This window comes from Raoultibacter phocaeensis, assembly GCF_901411515.1.
Classification (GTDB): domain Bacteria; phylum Actinomycetota; class Coriobacteriia; order Coriobacteriales; family Eggerthellaceae; genus Raoultibacter; species Raoultibacter phocaeensis.
On sequence record NZ_CABDUX010000002.1, the window covers coordinates 949,340 to 969,004 of the forward strand.

The 19,665-nt window shown below is 60.7% G+C and carries 19 protein-coding genes; 17 read left to right on the plus strand and 2 right to left on the minus strand.

From position 1 onward, the window contains the following. The first annotated feature begins 6 nt into the window (after positions 1 to 6). The 13 genes from dusB (at position 7) to recO (ending at position 13,591) form a co-directional block, all read left to right on the plus strand. Entirely contained in the window at positions 7 to 1,008 is a 1,002-nt protein-coding gene (dusB, locus tag FJE54_RS11830) for a tRNA dihydrouridine synthase DusB (RefSeq protein WP_139652968.1), read from the plus strand. After that, positions 992 to 2,101, plus strand: coding sequence for a radical SAM family heme chaperone HemW (gene hemW / locus FJE54_RS11835; RefSeq protein WP_139652969.1), 1,110 nt, complete (start codon positions 992 to 994; stop codon positions 2,099 to 2,101). Before dusB ends, hemW begins: the two co-directional genes overlap by 17 nt. Before the next feature lie 225 nt (positions 2,102 to 2,326). Beyond that, the gene (gene hrcA / locus FJE54_RS11840) at positions 2,327 to 3,340 is read left to right on the plus strand and encodes a heat-inducible transcriptional repressor HrcA (protein WP_139652970.1); all 1,014 of its coding nucleotides are present in this window, start codon (positions 2,327 to 2,329) and stop codon (positions 3,338 to 3,340) included. A 21-nt stretch (positions 3,341 to 3,361) separates the two neighbouring features. Then, the gene (gene dnaJ, locus FJE54_RS11845; protein ID WP_139652971.1) at positions 3,362 to 4,492 is read left to right on the plus strand and encodes a molecular chaperone DnaJ; all 1,131 of its coding nucleotides are present in this window, start codon (positions 3,362 to 3,364) and stop codon (positions 4,490 to 4,492) included. A 12-nt stretch (positions 4,493 to 4,504) separates the two neighbouring features. Beyond that, a complete protein-coding gene (locus FJE54_RS11850) occupies positions 4,505 to 5,287 on the plus strand; it encodes an RsmE family RNA methyltransferase (protein WP_139652972.1) in 783 nt (260 codons plus the stop codon). A 49-nt stretch (positions 5,288 to 5,336) separates the two neighbouring features. After that, entirely contained in the window at positions 5,337 to 6,692 is a 1,356-nt protein-coding gene (gene mtaB / locus FJE54_RS11855; RefSeq protein ID WP_439653135.1) for a tRNA (N(6)-L-threonylcarbamoyladenosine(37)-C(2))-methylthiotransferase MtaB, read from the plus strand. 430 nt (positions 6,693 to 7,122) lie between these two features. Next, complete coding sequence (locus tag FJE54_RS11860; protein WP_139652973.1) at positions 7,123 to 8,079, plus strand: PhoH family protein; 957 nt, start codon at positions 7,123 to 7,125, stop codon at positions 8,077 to 8,079. A 3-nt stretch (positions 8,080 to 8,082) separates the two neighbouring features. Next, positions 8,083 to 8,592, plus strand: coding sequence for an rRNA maturation RNase YbeY (gene ybeY / locus FJE54_RS11865; RefSeq protein WP_139652974.1), 510 nt, complete (start codon positions 8,083 to 8,085; stop codon positions 8,590 to 8,592). A 27-nt stretch (positions 8,593 to 8,619) separates the two neighbouring features. Beyond that, a complete protein-coding gene (locus FJE54_RS11870) occupies positions 8,620 to 9,039 on the plus strand; it encodes a diacylglycerol kinase family protein (protein ID WP_139652975.1) in 420 nt (139 codons plus the stop codon). A gap of 10 nt (positions 9,040 to 9,049) precedes the next feature. Next, a complete protein-coding gene (era, locus tag FJE54_RS11875; protein WP_139652976.1) occupies positions 9,050 to 9,976 on the plus strand; it encodes a GTPase Era in 927 nt (308 codons plus the stop codon). 7 nt (positions 9,977 to 9,983) lie between these two features. Further along, entirely contained in the window at positions 9,984 to 11,174 is a 1,191-nt protein-coding gene (locus FJE54_RS11880; RefSeq protein WP_139652977.1) for a C39 family peptidase, read from the plus strand. 206 nt (positions 11,175 to 11,380) lie between these two features. Further along, positions 11,381 to 12,811, plus strand: coding sequence for a PASTA domain-containing protein (locus FJE54_RS11885; protein ID WP_139652978.1), 1,431 nt, complete (start codon positions 11,381 to 11,383; stop codon positions 12,809 to 12,811). A 6-nt stretch (positions 12,812 to 12,817) separates the two neighbouring features. After that, positions 12,818 to 13,591: a DNA repair protein RecO gene (recO, locus tag FJE54_RS11890; RefSeq protein WP_139652979.1), complete on the plus strand. Its 774-nt coding sequence runs from the start codon at positions 12,818 to 12,820 to the stop codon at positions 13,589 to 13,591. 45 nt (positions 13,592 to 13,636) lie between these two features. Here recO and FJE54_RS11895 read toward each other — a convergent pair whose 3' ends face one another. Further along, the gene (locus FJE54_RS11895) at positions 13,637 to 13,882 is read right to left on the minus strand and encodes a TIGR03905 family TSCPD domain-containing protein (protein WP_139652980.1); all 246 of its coding nucleotides are present in this window, start codon (positions 13,880 to 13,882) and stop codon (positions 13,637 to 13,639) included. 39 nt (positions 13,883 to 13,921) lie between these two features. Next, positions 13,922 to 14,809 carry a C39 family peptidase gene (locus FJE54_RS16340; protein WP_255467414.1) on the minus strand — a complete coding sequence of 296 codons (888 nt, stop codon included), beginning with the start codon at positions 14,807 to 14,809 and terminating at the stop codon, positions 13,922 to 13,924. A gap of 192 nt (positions 14,810 to 15,001) precedes the next feature. Between FJE54_RS16340 and FJE54_RS11905 the strand changes: the two genes are divergently transcribed. The 4 genes from FJE54_RS11905 (at position 15,002) to rpsO (ending at position 19,648) form a co-directional block, all read left to right on the plus strand. Further along, positions 15,002 to 15,697, plus strand: coding sequence for a response regulator transcription factor (locus tag FJE54_RS11905; protein ID WP_139652981.1), 696 nt, complete (start codon positions 15,002 to 15,004; stop codon positions 15,695 to 15,697). Positions 15,698 to 15,711: 14 nt separating this feature from the next. Continuing rightward, entirely contained in the window at positions 15,712 to 16,839 is a 1,128-nt protein-coding gene (locus FJE54_RS11910) for a sensor histidine kinase (protein ID WP_139652982.1), read from the plus strand. Between the two features lie 101 nt (positions 16,840 to 16,940). Then, positions 16,941 to 19,133 (plus strand): GGDEF domain-containing protein, encoded by a 2,193-nt coding sequence (locus tag FJE54_RS11915; protein WP_180326720.1) that lies wholly within the window; start codon positions 16,941 to 16,943, stop codon positions 19,131 to 19,133. A gap of 227 nt (positions 19,134 to 19,360) precedes the next feature. Beyond that, positions 19,361 to 19,648, plus strand: a complete 288-nt coding sequence (gene rpsO / locus FJE54_RS11920) for a 30S ribosomal protein S15 (protein WP_139652984.1) — start codon at positions 19,361 to 19,363, stop codon at positions 19,646 to 19,648. The last annotated feature ends 17 nt before the right edge of the window (positions 19,649 to 19,665 follow it).

Below are 19,665 nucleotides of genomic sequence, written 5' to 3' on the forward strand. Positions count from 1 at the left end.
CGCCCGATGACGCCTTCCCTGCACGGGTTCTTCGAAACCCATAAGGTTCTGCTTGCCCCTATGGCGGGCGTTTCCGACACGGCATTTCGCACACTCTGCCTCGAACAGGGGGCCGATCTGACGTACACCGAGATGGTGTCTGCCAAGGGTCTTTCCTACGCGAACGAGAAAACCCGTCGCTTGCTCGACCGGGCAGACGGGGAGGCGCAGGTTGCGGTGCAGCTGTTCGGCCACGAACCTGCCGTCATGGCCGAAGAGGCGGCTTGGATCGAGCGCATCATGGGAAGCGCGCTCGCCTACCTCGATATCAACATGGGATGTCCCGCTCGCAAGATCGTCTCGAAAGGCGACGGCAGCAAGCTCATGTGCACGCCCGAGACGGCCCGCGCCATCATCGAATCCGTTACCTCGGCGGTAGCCGTGCCCGTCACCTGCAAGTTCAGGCGCGGATACGCAGTGGGCGAAGAGCTTGCCGTGCCGTTTGCGGTCATGGCCGAAGAGGCGGGGGCGTCGGCTGTTGCGGTGCACGGCCGCTATGCGATGCAGTACTACAAGGGAAGCGCCGATTGGGACGTTGTCGCGCAGGTGAAGCGCGCGGTTTCCATTCCGGTCATCGGCAACGGCGATGTGAGAGGCGGAAGCGATGCGCTTCGCCTGGTCGAGCAAACCGGGTGCGACGCCGTTATGGTGGCACGCGCTGCCGAGGGAAATCCGTGGGTGTTCGCCGATATCAAGGCGGCGATGAACAAAACGGCGCGTCCCGAAGCGCCGGGGTTCGAGGCCCGGATTGCCATGGCTCGCCGTCATGCGCGGCTGCTTGCCGAGCGCGACGAACGTTCCATCGTGCGCATGCGCAAACACGCGATGTGGTACTTGGCGGGTCTTCCGCATGCAGCGGCCGCGCGGCGTGCGATCAACACGTGCACGACGCTCGCCAATTTCGATCGCGTGTTCGACGGGCTTTTGGAAGCCATTTTGGAAGGGGACGACGATGTTCGATCCGTATAAGGCTCTCTATCTGCATATACCGTTCTGCAAACAGCGATGCGCCTACTGCGATTTCGCCACGAGCGCCGCTTCGGCCGATGATCCGGAAATCACCCGCTATGTCGAACAGCTCGTGCTCGACATACGAAGGGCGTCGCGCGAAGAGAAGCTGGGCAGCATCGAGACCGTCTACATCGGCGGCGGAACGCCGAGCCATATCGGCATGAAGAACCTCTCGGCGCTTCTGTACGCGCTGTCCACTTCGATGCATCTGACGCCTGAGGTGGAGTGTACGATGGAGGCCAACCCCGAAAGCCTTACCGAGGCGATGGTGAAAGACCTCTGGGCGCTCGGCGTGAATCGGCTCTCGATCGGCGTGCAGAGTTTCGATAACGCTCTTCTGGAAAAGCTCGGCCGCGTCCACAATGCGCAAACGGCGAAGCGCGCCATTGCGTGCGCGCAGACACGATTCGAAAACGTGAGCATCGACCTCATGTGCGGACTGCCCGGGCAGACGCCCGAGGATTTCGAACGCGACCTCGTATCTGCAGTGGAGGCGGGCGTGTCCCACGTAAGCGTCTATCCGCTCACCGTCGAAGAGAACACGCCGCTTGAACGTTTGGTCGAAGCCGGGATGCTCGAAGAGCCTCTCGAAGATATGCAGGCTGTGATGATGGAGGCGGCGCTGCGCGTCCTCGGGCCTGCGGGATTTACGCGCTACGAAGTGGCGAGCTATGCGAAGCCCGGATACGCGTGCCGCCACAACATCGCCTATTGGACCGGCAAGCCCTACCTCGGCATCGGCACCTCGGCCGTCACCATGACGCAAAACGATGCGCGGCGCATGCGCGTTCAGGACGGTCAGGTGGTCGACGATCTCGATCGGAAACAGATGTGCGCCGAATATCTCATGCTCAAGATGCGCATGGTCGAAGGCGTGCGCGACGAAGAGGTGCGCGAGGCGTCGCTTGTGCTGCCCGAAGCGCTGCTTGCGTTTCGGGGACTTGTGGATGCCGGTCTCGCCGAGCATACGGAAGGGGCGTACCGACCGACCACTGTGGGGTGGCTCTGCGGAAACGAGCTCTACGGCCGCCTGTTCGATCTGGCTCCATAAGACGTATGCGCACAGGTGCCGTAGCGTACCCTGCAGCATCCGCGGATGCTCGCACGTGCGCGCCTGCGGGAGCTGGAATCTGCGGCATCCGCGTTCGAGCGCGCTTCTCTATGGTGCTTCCGTCAAGATCCGCCAAAATTACTAAGATTGATTAGCACTCTTGGTGCGAGGCTGCTAAAATACGTGGTTGGCTTCGTATCGGACACGATGGGGAAGGATTAAGCGGTGCTCTCTGACAGACGGCAACGAGTGCTGAGCGCTCTTATCGAAGAGTACGTCGCCCGTGCTCTCCCGGTCGGGTCGCGTACGCTCGTCGAGCGCTACAAGCTGGGTGTGAGCCCCGCAACGGTGCGCAACGAGCTATCCGTGCTCGAAGATGCCGGCTACATCATCCAGCCGCATACGTCTGCGGGACGCATTCCCACCGACGTCGGCTACCGCGCGTTCGTCGACGATCTGCTCGAAAGCGGACTTGCTACCGGTCAGCTGCCCCACAGCGATACGATCGAGGAGCTCAAGAAGAGCGCAAGCGAGCTCGACGATCTGATCGAGCGCACGTCGGTGGCGCTCACGCGTCTGACCGACTGTTTGTCAATCGTGCTGGCACCTTCGGTGCTTGCGCTGCATATCCGCCAGATATCGCTCGTATCGCTTACGCGCCATCGCGCGCTCATCGTGCTCGTCACCGAAGACGGTCAAGTGCTCAACCGCTCGATCGATTTCGCCGATCCGGTGGAATCCGACGATCTGGCAGCCGTGCAGAACCTTCTGAACGATGTCTTCGCTGGAAAATCGATCACCGAGGTGCGTGACCGCATCGACCTCGAAGCCGCCGAAGCCTTGAACGACCCGCTCGTGCGGATCGTGCTTGACGAGGTGATGTACTGTTTGCAGGAAAGCGATACGGGCCGGGCGCACCGTATCGGCGTGAGTACGCTTCTGAAGCAGCCCGAATTCAGCCATTCGCAGACGCTTTTGCCCATCATGCAGATACTTGAGGATGACGCGGTGCTGCTCCACGTGTTTGACGATGCGGCTGCGGATTCGGGGCCGCTTGTAAGGATCGGGCGCGAGAACAACGACGAAGCGCTTTCGGGGGTTTCGGTGGTTGCGACCCAGTACGGACGCGGCGATGCTGCCGGCGTGGTCGCCGTCATCGGGCCGACCCGCATGGATTATTCGAAAGTCATACAAGCGGTCAGGCTCGCTCAGAGCGTGCTGCAAGACGGCTCACGATAAGGTAGAAAGGTATCCAAGGTAATGGCCAAAGACCTCTACGAGGTGCTCGGCGTCTCGAAAAACGCGAGCGAAGACGAGATCAAAAAAGCATTTCGCAAACAGGCGCGGGAGCTCCATCCCGACGTCAACAAAGCCCCCGATGCGGAGGATAGATTCAAAGAACTCAACGAGGCGTACGATGTGCTGAGCGATCCGAACAAGCGCGCCCAGTACGACCGCTTCGGAACGATCCCCGGCGCTGCGGGGGGAGGCGGCGGCGGATACCAGTACGTCGACTTCGAGGATCTGTTCGGCGGCGGCTTCGGCATGGGGGATCTGTTCAGCTCGTTCTTCGGCGGAGCGGGTGGCCATGCCGTCACGCGCAAGGAAGGGCGCGACATGGGCGTGGGATTGCGCCTGACGCTCGAGGAAGTCGCTGCGGGAGCCAAGAAGGAGATCGTGTACGATCGGCTCGCCCCGTGTCCCGACTGCGAGGGAACGGGCCTCGGCGCAGATGGCAAAGAGGTCACCTGCCCCGATTGCCAGGGTCGCGGCCGTGTCGTTACCGTGCAGCATACGTTTTTGGGCGATATGCAAACGGCGCAGACGTGCAAGACCTGCGGCGGTACGGGTACGACCATCGACAACCCCTGTCCCGAGTGCGAAGGCCAGGGCCGCGTGCCCGACCGCCAGCGCGTCACGGTAGAGGTGCCGGTGGGCATCCGCGATAGCCAGCAGCTGCGCCTCTCCGGTTTCGGCGAGGCAGGCATGCAGGGTGCCCTTGCGGGTGACCTCATCGTCACGTGCCGCATCCAGCCCCACGAGTTCTTCGAGCGCGACGGCGACAACCTCCATGCACGCGCGAACGTTTCGATCGTACAGGCGACGCTCGGTGCCGAAATCGAGATCGACGGCATTTTCGAGGACGAAGTCGTCAAGGTGCGCATTCCCGAAGGATGCCAAAACGAGCAGGTCGTCCGCGTCCGCGGATTCGGCATGCCGCGTTTCAAGAGCGAGAACCGGGGCGATATGTACGTGCACGTGAACGTGGTCATCCCCAAGAAAGTTTCGAAGAAAGAACGCGAACTGCTCGAACAGCTTGCCGAGGAGATGGGCGATTCGGTTGCCGAAGAGCGCACGCCGCTGCAGAAGCTTCGCGACGTGTTCAACTAGACTCGAGCGTCCATGTCGCTTCCGCACTTTTTTCTCGACAACCAGGTGATCGCGCACGAAGCGCTCGGTGCGTTCGCGCTGAGGCTCGCGCCCGACGATGTGAAGCATGCGCGCGCTCTCCGCTTGTCGCCGGGCGAGCATATCGCGGTGGTTGATGCGGCGAAAGACTACTTCGAATGCGAGGTGGTTGCACTCGATCAGGATGCGCTGTCCGTCCGAATCGCGCAGAAGTTCGATGCCGACCGCACGCTGTCTGCGGTGGTGCTCGTGCAGGGCATCGCCAAAGGCGACAAGATGGACGATATCATCCGGCATGCGACCGAAATAGGCGTATCGGGGTTCGTGCCGTTTTCATGCGAGCGCTCTATCGTCAAGCTCGATGAGAAGAAGGCGGCAGCGCGAACGCAGCGATGGCGATCCATCGCGAAGAGCGCGGCGATGCAAAGCGGGCAGCGCGACGTTCCCGAGGTATCGCTTCCCCTGAGCCTTGGCGAGGTATGCGACCTCGTCCGAAACGCCCATGCCGTGCTCGTGTGCTGGGAAGAAGCTTCGACAGGTTCGATCCGCGAGGCGCTTACGGGTGCGCTCGGTGCCCAAGGGGTGCTTCCCGAGGATGCGCGCGTTGTCGTGGTCGTGGGGCCCGAAGGCGGCTTGACCGAACATGAGGCGGCTCGGCTCACTGCGGCTAATCGCTTCGCCTCGACCGTGAGCCTCGGCCCCTCGATCTTGCGAACTGAAACGGCGGGGCTTGTGGCCCCGGCGCTGGTGCTCTACGAGCTCGGGGGGTTGCAATGATCCGTTCGTCAGCGGTTTCGGCGAGCGCATCCGGTCGATCCGGGAGCGCATGATGAGGTTCGCGATCGTCAACCTGGGCTGCAAGGTGAACCGCGTCGAATCGGACAGCCTAGCTGTCGCCCTCGAAGCGCTTGGGTTCCAATCCGCTTCGGCGGGCGAGGGCAGCGAGGACGTCCACCTTGCCGTGGTGAACACTTGCACCGTTACCGGCGAGGCTGAGAAGAAGACGCGCAAGGCGGTCAGGCGCGCATTGCGAGATCATCCTCAAGCGGCCGTGGTGGTGACCGGTTGCGCAGCCGCCATCGATCCCGATGCGTTTAAAGCCATGGATGCTCGCGTGAGCGTAGCGGGCAAGTTCGAACTCGGCGAAGCGGTGAAATCCCACGAAGGGCTTGCCGCGCTCGTCCCCTCGCTTGAAGCCGCGCTCATGTCGCTCGATGCGCACGGGGAAAGCTCCAGGCCGAAGAGTATGCCGAGGTGTGCGGAAGGGTTGCCGCCGTGCGATGCAGGCGAAAGGAACGCTTCGCTGGTACCCGAAGACATGATCCGGGTGGGCGAGGGATTCCCGACGCGCGTGGGCATCAAGGTCCAGGACGGGTGCGACAACGCCTGTACGTACTGCATAGTGCATGTTGCGCGCGGTCGCGCGTGGAGCAGGCCCGCATCCGAGATAGAGTCAGAGTATCGTCGCTTGGTCGCAGCAGGCGTATCGGAGGTCGTGCTGTCGGGCATCAACCTCGGTACCTATCGGGACGGTTCTTTTGACTTGTCCGGTTTACTTGAGCATCTGCTTGCTACGAACGACGACGCGAGGATCAGGATTTCGAGCATCGAGCCCAAGGACGTGAGCGATCGGCTTATCGGGTTCATGGCTTGTGCTGACGGCCGCATCGCGCGTCATCTCCATCTGCCGTTGCAGTCGGGAAGTACCCGCGTTCTCAAACGGATGGCGCGGCCGTATACGGCAGAGTGGTTCTGCGAGCTGGTCGAGCGATTGTACGGGGCTATGCCGGGCCTTTCGCTCTCGACCGACGTCATCGTCGGATTCCCCGGAGAAACCGAGGAGGATTTCAGGGAGACGCTCGCTGCAGCGCGCCGCTGCCGCTTCTCCAAGATTCACGTGTTTCCGTACTCGAAGCGCGCGGGCACCCCCGCGGCTGCTTGGCCCGACCAGGTCGATCCGCAGGTGAAGGCCTCGCGGGCAGCAGAGCTCTCCGAACTTGGCGCGCATTTGCGCGATGAGGCCTATCGCGCGCGCATCGGCACCGTCGAGCGCGTGCTGGTTGAAACGCGAGGCAAGGGCATGACCGAAAGCTATTTTGAGATCCCCGTGCCCCCCGAAGCGGTCCCCGGCAGCCTCGTCGCGATGAGGATTCCCGAAGCCGCGAATCTACCGTCTCGGTAAACCGCAGATTCGCATGCAGTGCATCGCGCAGCAGCGGTGCACTTAAAATCCGCGCGTTTCCCATCTTTTTCAGTACAAAATGACGGTTGCGAACGGTTATTTCATACTTCCGTGATCGCTAAAATAGAGAAGATACAGAACGTACCTGATCACAAAATAGACCATATTTTATATTCTTGAAAAAGATCATTCGCAACCGTCATTTTGTACTGAAACGAAGGCCCAAAGAGCAAAAAAAGATACAGATAGTGTAGATAAAAGCGCGGTCGGCCCTGAGCGTTTTGAGCGGCCCGTGCATCGCGGCCTCAGGCGGCCCGTGCGGCATGCAACACGCTGCAGGGCTTGGCTGCGCGGGTTTGCGACGCGTTTCGCGCGGTGTCGGTTTGGTTACGTCGCTGTGCGCGCAAAAGGCGCATGGTACAATGAGTTTATGACAGACCAAACGCAAATTACCCTGACCGCACCCGATAACGTGAGCATGGCTCGCATCGTCGGCGAAGCGGATACCCTGCTCCATGCGATCGAAGACGCGTTCCATGCGCGCATCACCGTGCGTGGCAACACGATCGAGCTTTCGGGCGATCCGCTCGAAGTGCAATCGCTCACCGCATTGTTCTCCGACATGATCAAGATGGTGGAGGGCGGAAACGATCCGACGCTCGAATACGTGCGACACGCCATCGATCTGCTCCATACAGCGGAATTCGCGCCGCAGGCGTTGCGCGAAGACATCCTGCTCACGTACCGCGGGCGCGCCATCCGGCCGAAGACGGCCGGACAGAAGCGCTACGTCGATGCGATCCGTGAAAGCACGATCACGTTCGGCATCGGTCCTGCGGGCACGGGTAAAACCTATCTCGCTATGGCGATGGCCGTGGCGGCGCTTAAGCGCAAAGAGGTGGGCCGCATCATTCTCACGCGTCCCGTCGTCGAAGCGGGAGAGAGCCTCGGTTTTCTGCCGGGAACGCTAACCGAGAAGGTCGATCCGTACATCCGCCCGCTCTACGACGCGCTGTTCGATATGACCGATATGGAAAAAGCGAACCAGCTCATCGAAGGCGGCGTCATCGAAATCGCTCCGCTTGCGTTCATGCGCGGGCGCACCTTGAACGACAGCTTCATCATCCTCGACGAGGCGCAGAACACTACCCCCGAGCAGATGAAAATGTTCCTCACGCGCCTCGGATTCGGCTCGAAGATGGTCGTCACCGGAGATGTCACGCAGCTCGACCTTCCGCGGGGCGTTTCGGGACTCAAGCAGGTAAGAACCATACTCGAAGATATCGCCGGGATCACGTTTTGCGATTTCACCGGCAAAGACGTGGTGCGCCATTCGCTTGTGGCCGCCATCGTCGCCGCATACGACTCCGCCGAAAGGAAGCGATAGGCAATGGATATCCAAATCGATTACCAGCATCGGAAAGAAGAGCTTGAAACGCTGCCCATCGAGGGGTTGGCCGTATTTGTGCTCACCCATGAGGACAAGCCGTTCAACACCGAGGTTTCCATCAGCTTCGTGACCGACGAGGCCATTGCCGAGCTCAACAAGCGCTACCGTGGCAAAGACGGCCCGACCGATGTGCTCTCGTTCGAATGCGATGGGCCCGACGAAGATCTGTCCGCTATGTTCGGCGTTGAAGAAGCCGTGCTCGCGCTCGGCGATGTGGTGATTGCGCCCGACGTGGCTATCAGGCAGACGAAGGAGTTCGGGACGACCTTCGAAGAAGAGATCAGCTTGCTTTTGGTCCACGGCCTTCTGCACCTGTGCGGTTACGACCATGTCGAGGATGACGAGGCCGAGAAGATGGAATCGCTCGAATCGGAGATCCTCGAGGAATGGACCGCACGCAAAACGGCGCAGAGCGTCACCGAAACCGAAGGCGATACGCAAGCGCAGTAAACGACACGTCAGAACAAGGGGTGCATCATGGGGGATGTACGCAAAGCGTTCGTCCGCAATGCAAAAGACAAATCGCAGGGCACGCGGTTTCCCTTGGGAAGCGCCTTTACCTGTGCGACATGCGGCTTCGCCCATGCGTTCAAAACGCAGCGCAACATGAAAATCCATCTGGCCGTTGCGATCGTAGCCGTGATCCTGGGTGCGGTGCTCGGCATCGATGCGCTCGGCTGGGCGGCCATCGCCATCTGCATCGCGCTCGTATTCGCAGCGGAATGCATGAACACCGCGCTCGAAGCGATCGTCGATCTTGCTTCGCCCGAGTACTCAGAGCTTGCAAAGCATGCCAAGGATTGCGCCGCGGGGGCCGTGCTCGTAAGCGCGGTCGGCTCGGTCGTCGTCGCTTTGTTTGTCTATATCCCCCCGCTCGCCGCCTGGGCGGGCCTGTAGGAGGCCACGTATGCAAGATCATGCTGAAAAGACGCCGGATATCCCGTTTCGATCGGGATTCGTCACCCTCGTCGGCAGGCCCAATGCGGGTAAATCGACGCTTATCAACGCGGTCATCGGAAAGAAGATCGCCATCACGTCGAACACGGCGCAGACTACGCGCCATCGCTTCCGCGCGGTGCTCACGCGTCCCGATTTCCAGCTCGTCATGGTGGACACCCCGGGGCTGCACAAGCCCCACGATGCGCTCGGCGAAGAGCTGAACACCTCGGCGCTCAAGGCGCTCGAAGACGTCGACGTGGTGGCGATGCTCGTCGATGCATCCAAACCTATCGGAACGGGCGACGAGTGGGTGGCCGAGCACGTTCGCAAAACGAAGGCGAAACGCATCCTCGTCATCACGAAGACCGATCTGGCTTCGACGGAGGAGATCGAGAGGCAGCGCGCCTTGGCGGCTGATCTCGCGGCATGGGACGGCATCGTGGAGGTTTCGGCCGAAACGGGCGAGAACGTCCAAGGATTCGTGGATCTCGTCGAGCGGTTTTTGCCGGAAGGGCCGAAGTGGTTTCCCGACGACATGGATACCGACCAATCGCTTGAGGTCATCATCGCCGAGTTCATCAGGGAAAAGATACTGAGAAGCTTTCGTGAGGAGATACCCCACGCCATCGGCGTGGTCACCGAAGAGCTCGAGTACGTGCGCGCAAAGGATCTCTACCGGATATTTGCGGTCGTCTACGTGGAGCGCGACAGCCAGAAGGGCATGATCATCGGGAAGAGGGGGGCGGCCATCAAGCAGATCGGCATCCAAGCGCGCCACGATCTCGAACAGCTGCTGGGCTGCAAGGTGTTTTTGGACCTCACGGTCAAGGTGAAGAAGAACTGGCGGCGCGATTTGAACCAGATACGCCGCTTCGGATACGGCGAGGGATTGTAGGCTGACCATGGACGACCGGGTGCACGGCGATGTCGACGATGCCCGCCGAAGGGCGCGTGAGCGACTTGCCGCCCGGCAGGGCAGGATAGCGGCCGAAGAGGGAAGGCGGTCCGCAGGATCGGGACGGCAACGAGGGCTGCGCGGCGATGACCAGCCCGCTGCACGCGAATCCCGCCCCTCGCGCGGACGCGCAGACGAGGGGAGAAGCGAGCATACGGCACCTGGGGGCAGGGAGGGTCTTGCCGGGGTCGTCGGGCGCATTGTGCAAGCGGCAGGCGGGTTTTTCGCCTCGCTCGGCATGCGGGGCATCGTCATCCTTATCATCGTGGCGGCTGCGCTGATCATGCTTGCGTTCGGCGTTTCAAGCTGCGTGAGCAGCTGCTCGTCCGATCAGGCGTCGCAGCCGCCGCAAGCGGAAACCGAAAGCCAAGGCGAGGCCGGCGAAGGCGCGGTGACCACGCCGGTGAGCCTGCCTGAGGGACTCGATGCAGATCTGGCGGCGAGCCTCGAAGAGGCGGCTGCATCGAGCGAAGACATCGCTTGGATCGCCAACCATGCGACCGATTACGCTATCGACGGCGACATGGTGCAGTACAAGCTGCTCAAGCTCGCCGTCGAAGAACCCGCAGCCGTGGGATTCGTCAAAGGGTTTCCCGAGTCCTATCCCGCCGAAAGCGCCGAGGCCTTCGGCGACGCCGTTGAAAGTGGAACGGTGCCCCGCCTGTACCAATGGGACCCTCGCTGGGGCTACACCGTGTACTCCTCAACAACGTTCGCGCTCACCGGGTGCTGTCCGACGGCGTTGTCCATGGTGTACATGGGCCTGACCGGGCAAAACGACATCAGTCCTTACGACATGGGCGTCCGCGCTGAAAACGGCGGATACATGACCCAGTACAACGGAACCGACGCATCGTTTCTCGTGAACGAAGCGACGAGCCTGGGCCTTGCGTGCACTGAGATCGGCGTAAGCGCCGATGCGCTGCGCGAAGCGCTTGCAAGCGGCAACGTGGTAATTTGCAACGTGGGCCCTGGCGATTTCACGGAAGGCGGTCATTATTTCGTGATCACCGGGCTTTCCGATGACGGTACCGCAGTAGTGAACGATCCGTATTCGGCCGAGCGTTCCGAGAAAACCTGGGATGTAGACCAGATCATCGGGCAGACGAAAGCGCTGTACTCCTACTCGGCTGCCTGATAGCGCGCTGTGCTCGCTTCTCGATCCGCAGGCTGCTCGGCCGCGAACAAGCTTCGTGGACGACGGCGGACCTTTTCGCGACGCGCGCTTTCCCGATCGCATTCATGGCGTTTTTCTAGCTGCAGGCCGAATGGCTGGCTTACCGTGGGCAAGCGCGTGCGTTTCGGCTACAATACTCCCGAGTAAATTGAAAAGGGAGCCGATGCATGATTTGTCCGAAATGCAGCTTTGAAAACATACCAGGGGCCAAGTTCTGCAGCGAATGCGGGTCGCCGCTTACCGACAGCGGCAAGATCGCAGGCCTTGCCGTCGATCCCGAGCGGGCGGACGGAGCGCCTGTCCGCAACGATCTGGATACCTCGAAGATCCCCGATATTAGAATACCCGGCATCAACGCCGGGCCAGACGGCCGACCCGCGGATGATGTCGTGCGGCCCGACGGCGAGTCTGAATTCGATTTCGACCCCATCGACGACGAAGGCGAAGAGCCCGAATACGGCGATTGGGGACCGTACACGTTCGATCCCGACTCCGACGGTGTCACGAAGAAGATTCAGGACACGAGGGGCATCGACGAGTTTCTCGTCGAACCTGGGTACGTGCCGCCGACGCCTGCTTGGAAGTCGGGCGATACGATGGAGATGCCCAAGGTAGAAGGCGAGGAATCGCCCAAGAAAAAGGAATTCAAAGCACCCGGCGAGCCCGATAAGAAAAAGGGCGGCAAGGCGAAGTTCGTCGTCATCGCCCTCGTTGTCTTGCTGGCCATCGGCGCTGCAGCCGCCGCGATCACGTATTCGATGGAGCTTTGGGGCGGGCGCACGGTACCCGATGTCGAGGGCATGCAGAAAACAGAAGCGGTATCCTCGCTCGAATCGCTCGGTTTCACCGTCGTCGCCCATGACGAGAAGTCGGACGACAAAGAGGGTACGGTGCTGCTCATGGACCCGCAGGGCGGCAGCCGTATGGAGGAAGGCACCGAGATCGTCCTGTACGTTGCCGCGGCACGGTCGATCCCGGCGGTCGTGGGCATGACCCAAGACGAAGCGGCATCGGCGTTCGCCGCCGAGGGCCTTGCTAACGTCGAATTCGTGACCGAGAAATCGGACGAGGCCGAAGGCACGGTGCTCTCGGTCGATCCCGAAGCGGGCGTGAAGGCGCTTTCCACGAGCAAAATCACCGTGACGGTAGCTGAGGCGTTCCGCATTCCCGATGTTGCGGGCATGTCGGAATCAGAAGCGCTCGCCGCGCTGTCCGATGCGGGATACAACGGCTACGTCGCCTACGTGTATGCTGAAGATCCCGAAGGAACGGTGATCGGATGCGACCCCGCTGCAGGCGAGGCGGTGCCTTCGGGTACCGACGTTGCCGTCAACGTCGCTAAATCGCGGGCCAACGAACTCATCGGGCTTGCGAACGAGTATCTGGCAAGCGCGGGAACGATTACGATCGGCTCAACCACCTACGAGATAGCATCGGTCGACGGTTCGACTGCGTACAAAGGCGGAAACACCACCGAAAGCACGGTGACGGTACGGGCGGTTACCATGCTCGACGGCGAGACCGTGTACGGCTCGTCGAAGCAGCGTACGGTGACCATAGTCTGGACCGACTCGAACGATATCGAAAGCATCTCGTAGCCTCGGATGTCGTCGGCAACGTATAGGTCTCGCGTGATCGTGCTTCGTAAGACGAAGCTCGGCGAAAGCGATTTGATTCTCACCATGCTCGCCGAGGACGGATCGCAGATACGTGCGGTGGCGAAAGGCGCGCGCAAGCCCTCGAGCCCGTTCGCCTCGCGCCTCGAGCTGTATTCGGTGGCGGATATTCTGCTTGCGCAGGGAAAAAGCCTCGATATCGTCAAAGAGGCGCGGCTAGTGCGTGGGTTCGAACATACGCGAACAAGCATGGAGCATGCAGCCGGCGCCTCGTGTGCAGCCGAACTGCTCGATCGCGTAACGCAGCTGGGCCTTGAGAACAGAAGGCTGTTCGATCTGACCGAAGCGGCGCTCGACCATCTCGACCTCGCCGAAGCGGCGCAGGTTCCCGCTCTCACCGCTGCGACCCTGTTGAAGACTATGGCGTTTTCGGGGTTCAAACCGAGCCTTGCAACCTGCGTGTGCTGCGGAAGGGACGTCAATCTCGCTCAAGCGCACACGACGTTGTTCGTCTCGTATGCCGAGGGGGGAGCCATCTGCTCTTCGTGCGCCTCGAACTACGAGACGGTGCGCTTGCATTCGGAGACCTGCGCCTGGGCGAACGTGCTCTTGGTTTCGACGTTCGATCAGGTTGAGTCGCAAAAGATGGACCTCTCGACGGCGTTTTCGGTTCTGCAGTTCTGCCAAAGCTGGATACGCGAACACGTCGGGACGAACCTTAAATCGCTCCAATTTCTGTTCACGAGCGGCTTGTTCGCGTAGCGTACGCGCTAGCAGGCAGCGGTAGACGCTTCGGGCAACGTCGGTCTAGAGCCCCTGAGCCTGGCGAAGGCCTTTCACAAGCTGATCGACGCACGAGGTGGGCTTGCGGCCGCACGTGTTTCCCGCAAACAGCTCGGCGACCTCGTCGACGTTCATGCCCTCCACGACTTTCGAGATTGCCTTGAGGTTGCCGTTGCATCCTCCTTCGAAATCGACATGACGTACGGTATCGCCGTCGAGCTCGATGTTGATGGCTCGCGGGCAAACGCCTTGGGGATGGTAGGTGTACATGGTGCTCCTCAGCCGTATTGTTTCATTTTCGGCTCATCATTATACAAGCGAATAGCCCCAGAGCGCCCGGCATTGGCTGAGGATGGTGTCGAAATCCCATGAAACGGCGCTGCGATCGGGGCTGTTGGGGTCGCGGATGACAAGCTGGCTGTTGAGGTCAATGTCGCAGATGACGATGAAGTGCCCCGTTTTCGTGAAGTCACCGGGACCCATGCTCGCGATGATGGGGCGTCCTGCGGCGAGTTCCCTTCGCATGCTCTGCTCGTCGGCGGGCACCTCCGTTGCATTGAGCCCGAGCGCGGCCGCCCCCTCGGTCATGAACAGCCACGCGGTGCCGTCGGGGCTGGAGTACCCGCCTTGTTCGGCGAGCTTCGCCATAGCCGCAGGGTCTCTGTCGGTCGCACCGGTAAGCATCGCGTACACCATAGCCATACAGGTGGGTCCGCAGCCGCTCTCGCCGAAGTTATTTTCAGCGTAGCGCGCGCTTGACCAGGCGGGGTCGGTTTGGTACAGATACGGCATCTCGCCTTTGGCCCATTCCGATTTCGGCGTGCTCTCGACTGTCCCGGATGCGTTTCTCGCCGCTGCGTCGGCTATGGGAAGCGCCCCTTGGCTTGCCTGGAAGGAAAACCATGCGGCGAACCCGACGGCGGCTACAAGCACGAGCGCGACGAGCGCCGATGCGGCAGTACGCGGCTCGGCATGCGCGTGCGCCACGCGCGCAGTCGGGGGGAGGGGCGCTTGCGAGCGCCGCCTCGTTGCGTGGGGGGCGGCATATGCGGGCTGGCGACGGGTGTAGTTCGGGACGTGCGTGGCAGGACGGGGGGAAGATCGGCGCTGAGTTTGAGTACGGGCAGCTGCATCCGAGCGCGCTGTGCCGTAGTTGTTGCGGATCGACGGGTGCTGTATGCGGTTCTCTCGCTCCATGGAACCTCCTTGAAAGCGGCTCTGGCACGGTTGCGGGCCCGCCCGGCAAAGCATCGCTGCAAGCGGGCCCAGATCGAGTATCGCAATCTGCATCCGAGCCGTCCCAGAAGAAGCAGTAACCGATTCCTTAAGTTTTCCTTAATTGTTTTGTGAACGGGTCGCATGTGCGGGTATGCACGGTACAATTGGCCCATGGAAACCGCTCAGCACATATGCGTCTGCGACGACGAGGCGGCAATCGCCGATCTGGTGGGAAAGCTGCTTGTTGACGAGGGCTACCGGGCAACGGTGTGCTATTCGGCCAGGCAAGTACTCGATCTGCTTGCGCGTGATCGGTTCGACCTCGTCATCCTCGATATCATGATGCCCGGCATCGACGGGTTCGCATGCTGCCGCGAGATTCGAAAGACAAGCCAGGTGCCCGTCATCTTCCTCACCGCCAAAGACGAAGAGATCGATAAGGTCGTCGGCTTCGAACTCGGCGCCGATGATTACGTGGTGAAGCCGTTCAAGCCGCGCGAGCTGATGGCACGGGTGAAGGCCCGCCTGCGCCGCTCGGCGCCCGATGTGTCCCGAAAGAGCGCATCGAACATACTTGAAGCAGGCGGGGTATCCATCGACGAGGATTCGTATACGGCGAGCGTGCTAGGCGAAGAGCTTTCCCTTACCCCGAAAGAGTATGCCATCCTGCTGTGCCTCGCAAAGCAGGCGGGACGCCCGGTCGCATCGGGAGAACTGTTCGAAACGGTGTGGGGCGAGCCGGCGTGCGTGCAGGGAAACAACACCGTCATGGTGCATATCAGGCATCTGCGCAAGAAGATCGCCGCCGTCGATTCGTCCCAGGAGTACATCGAAACGGTGTGGGGCGTCGGATACAAGCTCGGATAGGCTGAAGGTCCGCTATGAAATACGCAAACGACCAAACCAAAGCGCTCAGGCGATCGATCCTCTGGCGCACGATCATCAATGCCGTGCTGTTCACGGCGGCCTTCGGATTCGTGTTTCTGTTCATCGAGGCGTTTCTGAAAACCTCACTTTCGAATTTCGTGTTCTATTCGCTCATGGGCGGCATGAACTATACGGTCTACAACGTGCTTTCGTCGCTGTACTATCTGCTCGCGGTGCTCGGCTATCTTACGGGGCTCATCCTCGTCATCCGCGCGGGCATCAACCGGGCGCTTCGGTACTTCGACGCGCTGTTCGAAGCGGTCGAAGGCATGTTCGACGACGACGGCGAACCGATATCGCTTCCCCCCGACCTTTCCGCTACGGCCCTTGCACTCAACGGCATCCAGATGGAACGCGAGCGCAGCAACCGCGCGGCAAAAGCCGCCGAGCAGCGCAAAAACGAACTGGTCGTATACCTTGCGCATGACATTAAGACCCCGTTGACCTCGATAATCGGATATTTGACTATGCTCTCGGAGTCGCCGGACATGCCGATCGAAACACGAGCCCGCTATGCGAGCATAACGCTTGAGAAGGCGTACCGCCTCGAAGAGCTCATTGAGGAGTTCTTCGAGATCACCCGTTACAACCTGCAGACGATTCCCATCGAGCGGAGCCGCTTCGACGCGGTGCTGTTCTGCCAGCAGGTCATCGACGAGTTCTATCCGCAGGCCCAAGCGCGTTTTCTTGCGATCGAGCTCGAAGCGCCTGACGAGCTCCCCACGTTCGCCGATGCCAACCGGCTTTCGCGCGTGTTCAACAACGTGCTCAAAAACGCGCTTTCGTACGCCGATGAGGGGAGCACGGTGCTCGTCCGCGTATCCGAAAGCGCAACGGATCAGGTGAAATGGCTCAAGATCGTCGTAACGAACGAGGGCAGGGAGATAACGCCCGAGCACCTCGACCGCATCTTCGAGAAGTTCTACCGCGGCGACGATGCACGCACGACTGCATCGGGCGGAGCTGGCCTCGGCCTCGCCATCGCACGCGAGATTGCGCGCGCCCATGGCGGCGACATCACAGCAGCGAGCAAAAACGGCATGACGAGCTTCGCTGTCTGGATACCGCAAGCGGGGTACTAACCCGCGCGAATCTGTATTCGCCTTGTACGAACGGTTGATCGCCGCAACTCGCTGTCAGTGCGCGCCTCAACCCTGCTATACTTCGATATATGATCCGAACGATGAGAGAAAATACCCCCCTTCGCTCGCATGCCGTCATGCGGCGTGTCGCGTGCGTCCTTTGGGCGACTGTCATAGCGTTCTCTTTCGCTCCGTTCGTTTCGGGCTCATTCGGTTTCGCCGAACCCGCTTTTGCAGAGCCTTCTACCACAGAGGCTCACGATGCCGCAAAAACCATACGCGTGGGGTTTCCGATCCAAGAGGGTTTCACTGAGATCGAGGAAGACGGAAGTTACTCGGGCTACACCTACGAATACCTCGAGCAGATATCGCAGTACACGGGATGGAGCTACGAGTTCGTAACGGTCGAAGGATCGATCAACGATCAGCTCGTCGAGTTGATCGGCATGCTCGAGGCAGGCGAGATCGACGTCATGGGCGCGATGTCCTACAGCGAATCCCTCGCGGAAACCTACGATTACGCCGTCAAGCCCTACGGAAACGCCCACACGGCCTTGTTCGCATCCGATGAGAACAAGGCGATCACCGATACGAACATATACCGGCTCGACCGCATCGTCGTCGCGACGAACGGGCCGTCTCCTAAAAGCACCGCCGACCTCAAAACGTTCTGCGAGATGAACGGTATCGAGCTTAAGATCCTCGAATGCGCCTCGATCGACGAGCAGATTGCTGCCGTGATCGGGGGAAGGGCAGATCTTGCGCTCGGCGTTGACATCTCTCCGATTGAGGGGCTCCATGTCGTATCGTCGTTTACGCCCAAGCCGTTCTATTTCGCCACAACGAAAGGAAATCGCGAAATCGTATCGCAGCTCAACGAAGCCATCACGAGCATCGACAACGCAGAGCCGCAGTTGCAAAACGACTTGCACCAGAAATACTTCGGGAGCGATGCGGCGATATACGGCCTGTCGCCCGAGATGCGCGCCTACATCGATGAAAAGGAGACGGTTCGCGTCGGCTATACGGTGGGCGAGGCGCCGATCCAGGATACGAACGAGGAAACGGGGGAACTCGAGGGCGCTACGAAAAGCGTGCTCGAGCATATAGCGAGCTACGCGGGGCTCACGTTCGAGGCGGTGCCCATTCCCGAGGGGATGGACGTGAACGATGCGATCGAACAGCTTCGGCTCGATGCGGTTTCGGGGGTTCTGCACGATTTCGAGTATGCGCACGATAACGGTCTTTCGCTCAGCAGCCCCTACCTCGAATCGCTTGCGTGGCTCGTTGTGGGAAGCGGCGTGGGAACGTCGGAGCTCGAAGGAAAAACCCTCGCGCTTACGCCCGATCGGGTGAAAAAGTACGGTTCAAAGGGAAACTTCGTCGTGTACGAAACGCTTGAGGAATGCATTGCGGCAGTCGATAGCGGACAAGCCGACTACACGTATGCGGACGGGTACACGGCGCCGTTTTTCATCAACGTCGATCGGTACCGCGGTATCACTGCGCTGCCCGATTCGACGAGCGAGAGCAACGTCTGTTTCGCGTTTCCCTCGTCGCCCGACCCGATGCTTTTGCAAATTATAAACAAAGCGATCGAAGTCATGCCGGTCGGCATCGCGAACGCGAGTATTTACCAGGAAGTCACCGAATCGCAGAAGCCGACCGTCGAGCAGTTCGTGAAAGACTACGCGGTCGAGATCATCGTGCTGTGCGCTGTCGTGGCGCTCGTCATCGTGACGCTTTCCGTTCTGTACGCTCGCGCTCGCTCGAAGGCGGCAAGCGCTATGCAGGCGGAAAAGGATCTCTTGAAGATACGCGCCGATCAAGACGATCTGACGGGGTTGCTCGGTGTAGGAGCGTTTCGCGAGCGCGCAGAAGCGCTCATCGAGCGAAACGACGTCGGGGCCTTCGCCGTCATCGACATCGATGACTTCAAGCACGTAAACGATACGCTCGGGCATCGGAAGGGCGATGATACGCTCATAGGCCTGGCGACGGCGATCCGCCATACGTTTCGGGGCGAAGACGCCATCGGCCGGTTCGGGGGCGACGAGTTCGCCGTATGCATCAAGGGCGCGATTCCGCGCGAGTCGCTCGAGGCCCGCTGCCGGGAGCTCATCTCCCGCGTGCACGATGCGGGAGCTGAGCTCGGAAGCGATTTCAGCGTGAGCATCGGTGCCACGCTTGCCGCCGAGGGCGATGGTTACACCGAGCTCTACGAGCGTGCCGACAAGGCGATGTACACGGCAAAGCAGAACGGCAAGCACGGGTTCACGATCCTCGAACGATAGCGCGCGGCCCGTCTTCCGCAGGATTCCGACCCGGATAACCGGATACAGGCTGCCCTGCGCATCCGATGTGTTCAGCCCGTGAACGGGGAAAGGCTTTCTTGCTCGCAAGCGCGAAAACCGATACACTATGCAGGTTGCTGCACGGCAGCACGACTTTGGACTTGGTTCGCATGCCCACCTGCTTGCCTACCCAGTGCAAAGCGATACTCATATGAGAAAGGTGAACAATGGCTAACAAAGACAGCATTTCCACGGAGCGCACCGCCGAGCTCATCAAGGAATTCGGCAAAGACGAGAAGGATTCCGGATCCGCTGAGGTCCAGGTCGCGATCCTCTCCGAGCGCATCCGCAACCTCACCGAGCACTTGAAAGAGCACAAGAAGGACCACCACACCCGCCGTGGCCTTATGATGCTCATCGGCAAGCGCCGCAGCCTCCTCAAGTACATCAAGAACCGCGACATCGAGGAGTACCGTACGCTGATCAAGAAGCTCGGTATCCGCGACAACATCTAGGCAGCATGAGCCCGCGA

Bases quoted from the DNA above. Each gene is read 5' to 3' on its own strand.
- dusB (WP_139652968.1), top strand. From the start codon at position 7: ATGACGCCTTCCCTGCACGGGTTCTTCGAAACCCATAAGGTTCTGCTT.
- hemW (WP_139652969.1), top strand. From the start codon at position 992: ATGTTCGATCCGTATAAGGCTCTCTATCTGCATATACCGTTCTGCAAA.
- dnaJ (WP_139652971.1), top strand. From the start codon at position 3,362: ATGGCCAAAGACCTCTACGAGGTGCTCGGCGTCTCGAAAAACGCGAGC.
- FJE54_RS11850 (WP_139652972.1), top strand. From the start codon at position 4,505: ATGTCGCTTCCGCACTTTTTTCTCGACAACCAGGTGATCGCGCACGAA.
- mtaB (WP_439653135.1), top strand. From the start codon at position 5,337: ATGATGAGGTTCGCGATCGTCAACCTGGGCTGCAAGGTGAACCGCGTC.
- FJE54_RS11860 (WP_139652973.1), top strand. From the start codon at position 7,123: ATGACAGACCAAACGCAAATTACCCTGACCGCACCCGATAACGTGAGC.
- ybeY (WP_139652974.1), top strand. From the start codon at position 8,083: ATGGATATCCAAATCGATTACCAGCATCGGAAAGAAGAGCTTGAAACG.
- FJE54_RS11870 (WP_139652975.1), top strand. From the start codon at position 8,620: ATGGGGGATGTACGCAAAGCGTTCGTCCGCAATGCAAAAGACAAATCG.
- era (WP_139652976.1), top strand. From the start codon at position 9,050: ATGCAAGATCATGCTGAAAAGACGCCGGATATCCCGTTTCGATCGGGA.
- FJE54_RS11880 (WP_139652977.1), top strand. From the start codon at position 9,984: ATGGACGACCGGGTGCACGGCGATGTCGACGATGCCCGCCGAAGGGCG.
- FJE54_RS11885 (WP_139652978.1), top strand. From the start codon at position 11,381: ATGATTTGTCCGAAATGCAGCTTTGAAAACATACCAGGGGCCAAGTTC.
- recO (WP_139652979.1), top strand. From the start codon at position 12,818: ATGTCGTCGGCAACGTATAGGTCTCGCGTGATCGTGCTTCGTAAGACG.
- FJE54_RS11895 (WP_139652980.1), bottom strand. From the start codon at position 13,882: ATGTACACCTACCATCCCCAAGGCGTTTGCCCGCGAGCCATCAACATC.
- FJE54_RS16340 (WP_255467414.1), bottom strand. From the start codon at position 14,809: ATGGAGCGAGAGAACCGCATACAGCACCCGTCGATCCGCAACAACTAC.
- FJE54_RS11905 (WP_139652981.1), top strand. From the start codon at position 15,002: ATGGAAACCGCTCAGCACATATGCGTCTGCGACGACGAGGCGGCAATC.
- FJE54_RS11910 (WP_139652982.1), top strand. From the start codon at position 15,712: ATGAAATACGCAAACGACCAAACCAAAGCGCTCAGGCGATCGATCCTC.
- FJE54_RS11915 (WP_180326720.1), top strand. From the start codon at position 16,941: ATGAGAGAAAATACCCCCCTTCGCTCGCATGCCGTCATGCGGCGTGTC.
- rpsO (WP_139652984.1), top strand. From the start codon at position 19,361: ATGGCTAACAAAGACAGCATTTCCACGGAGCGCACCGCCGAGCTCATC.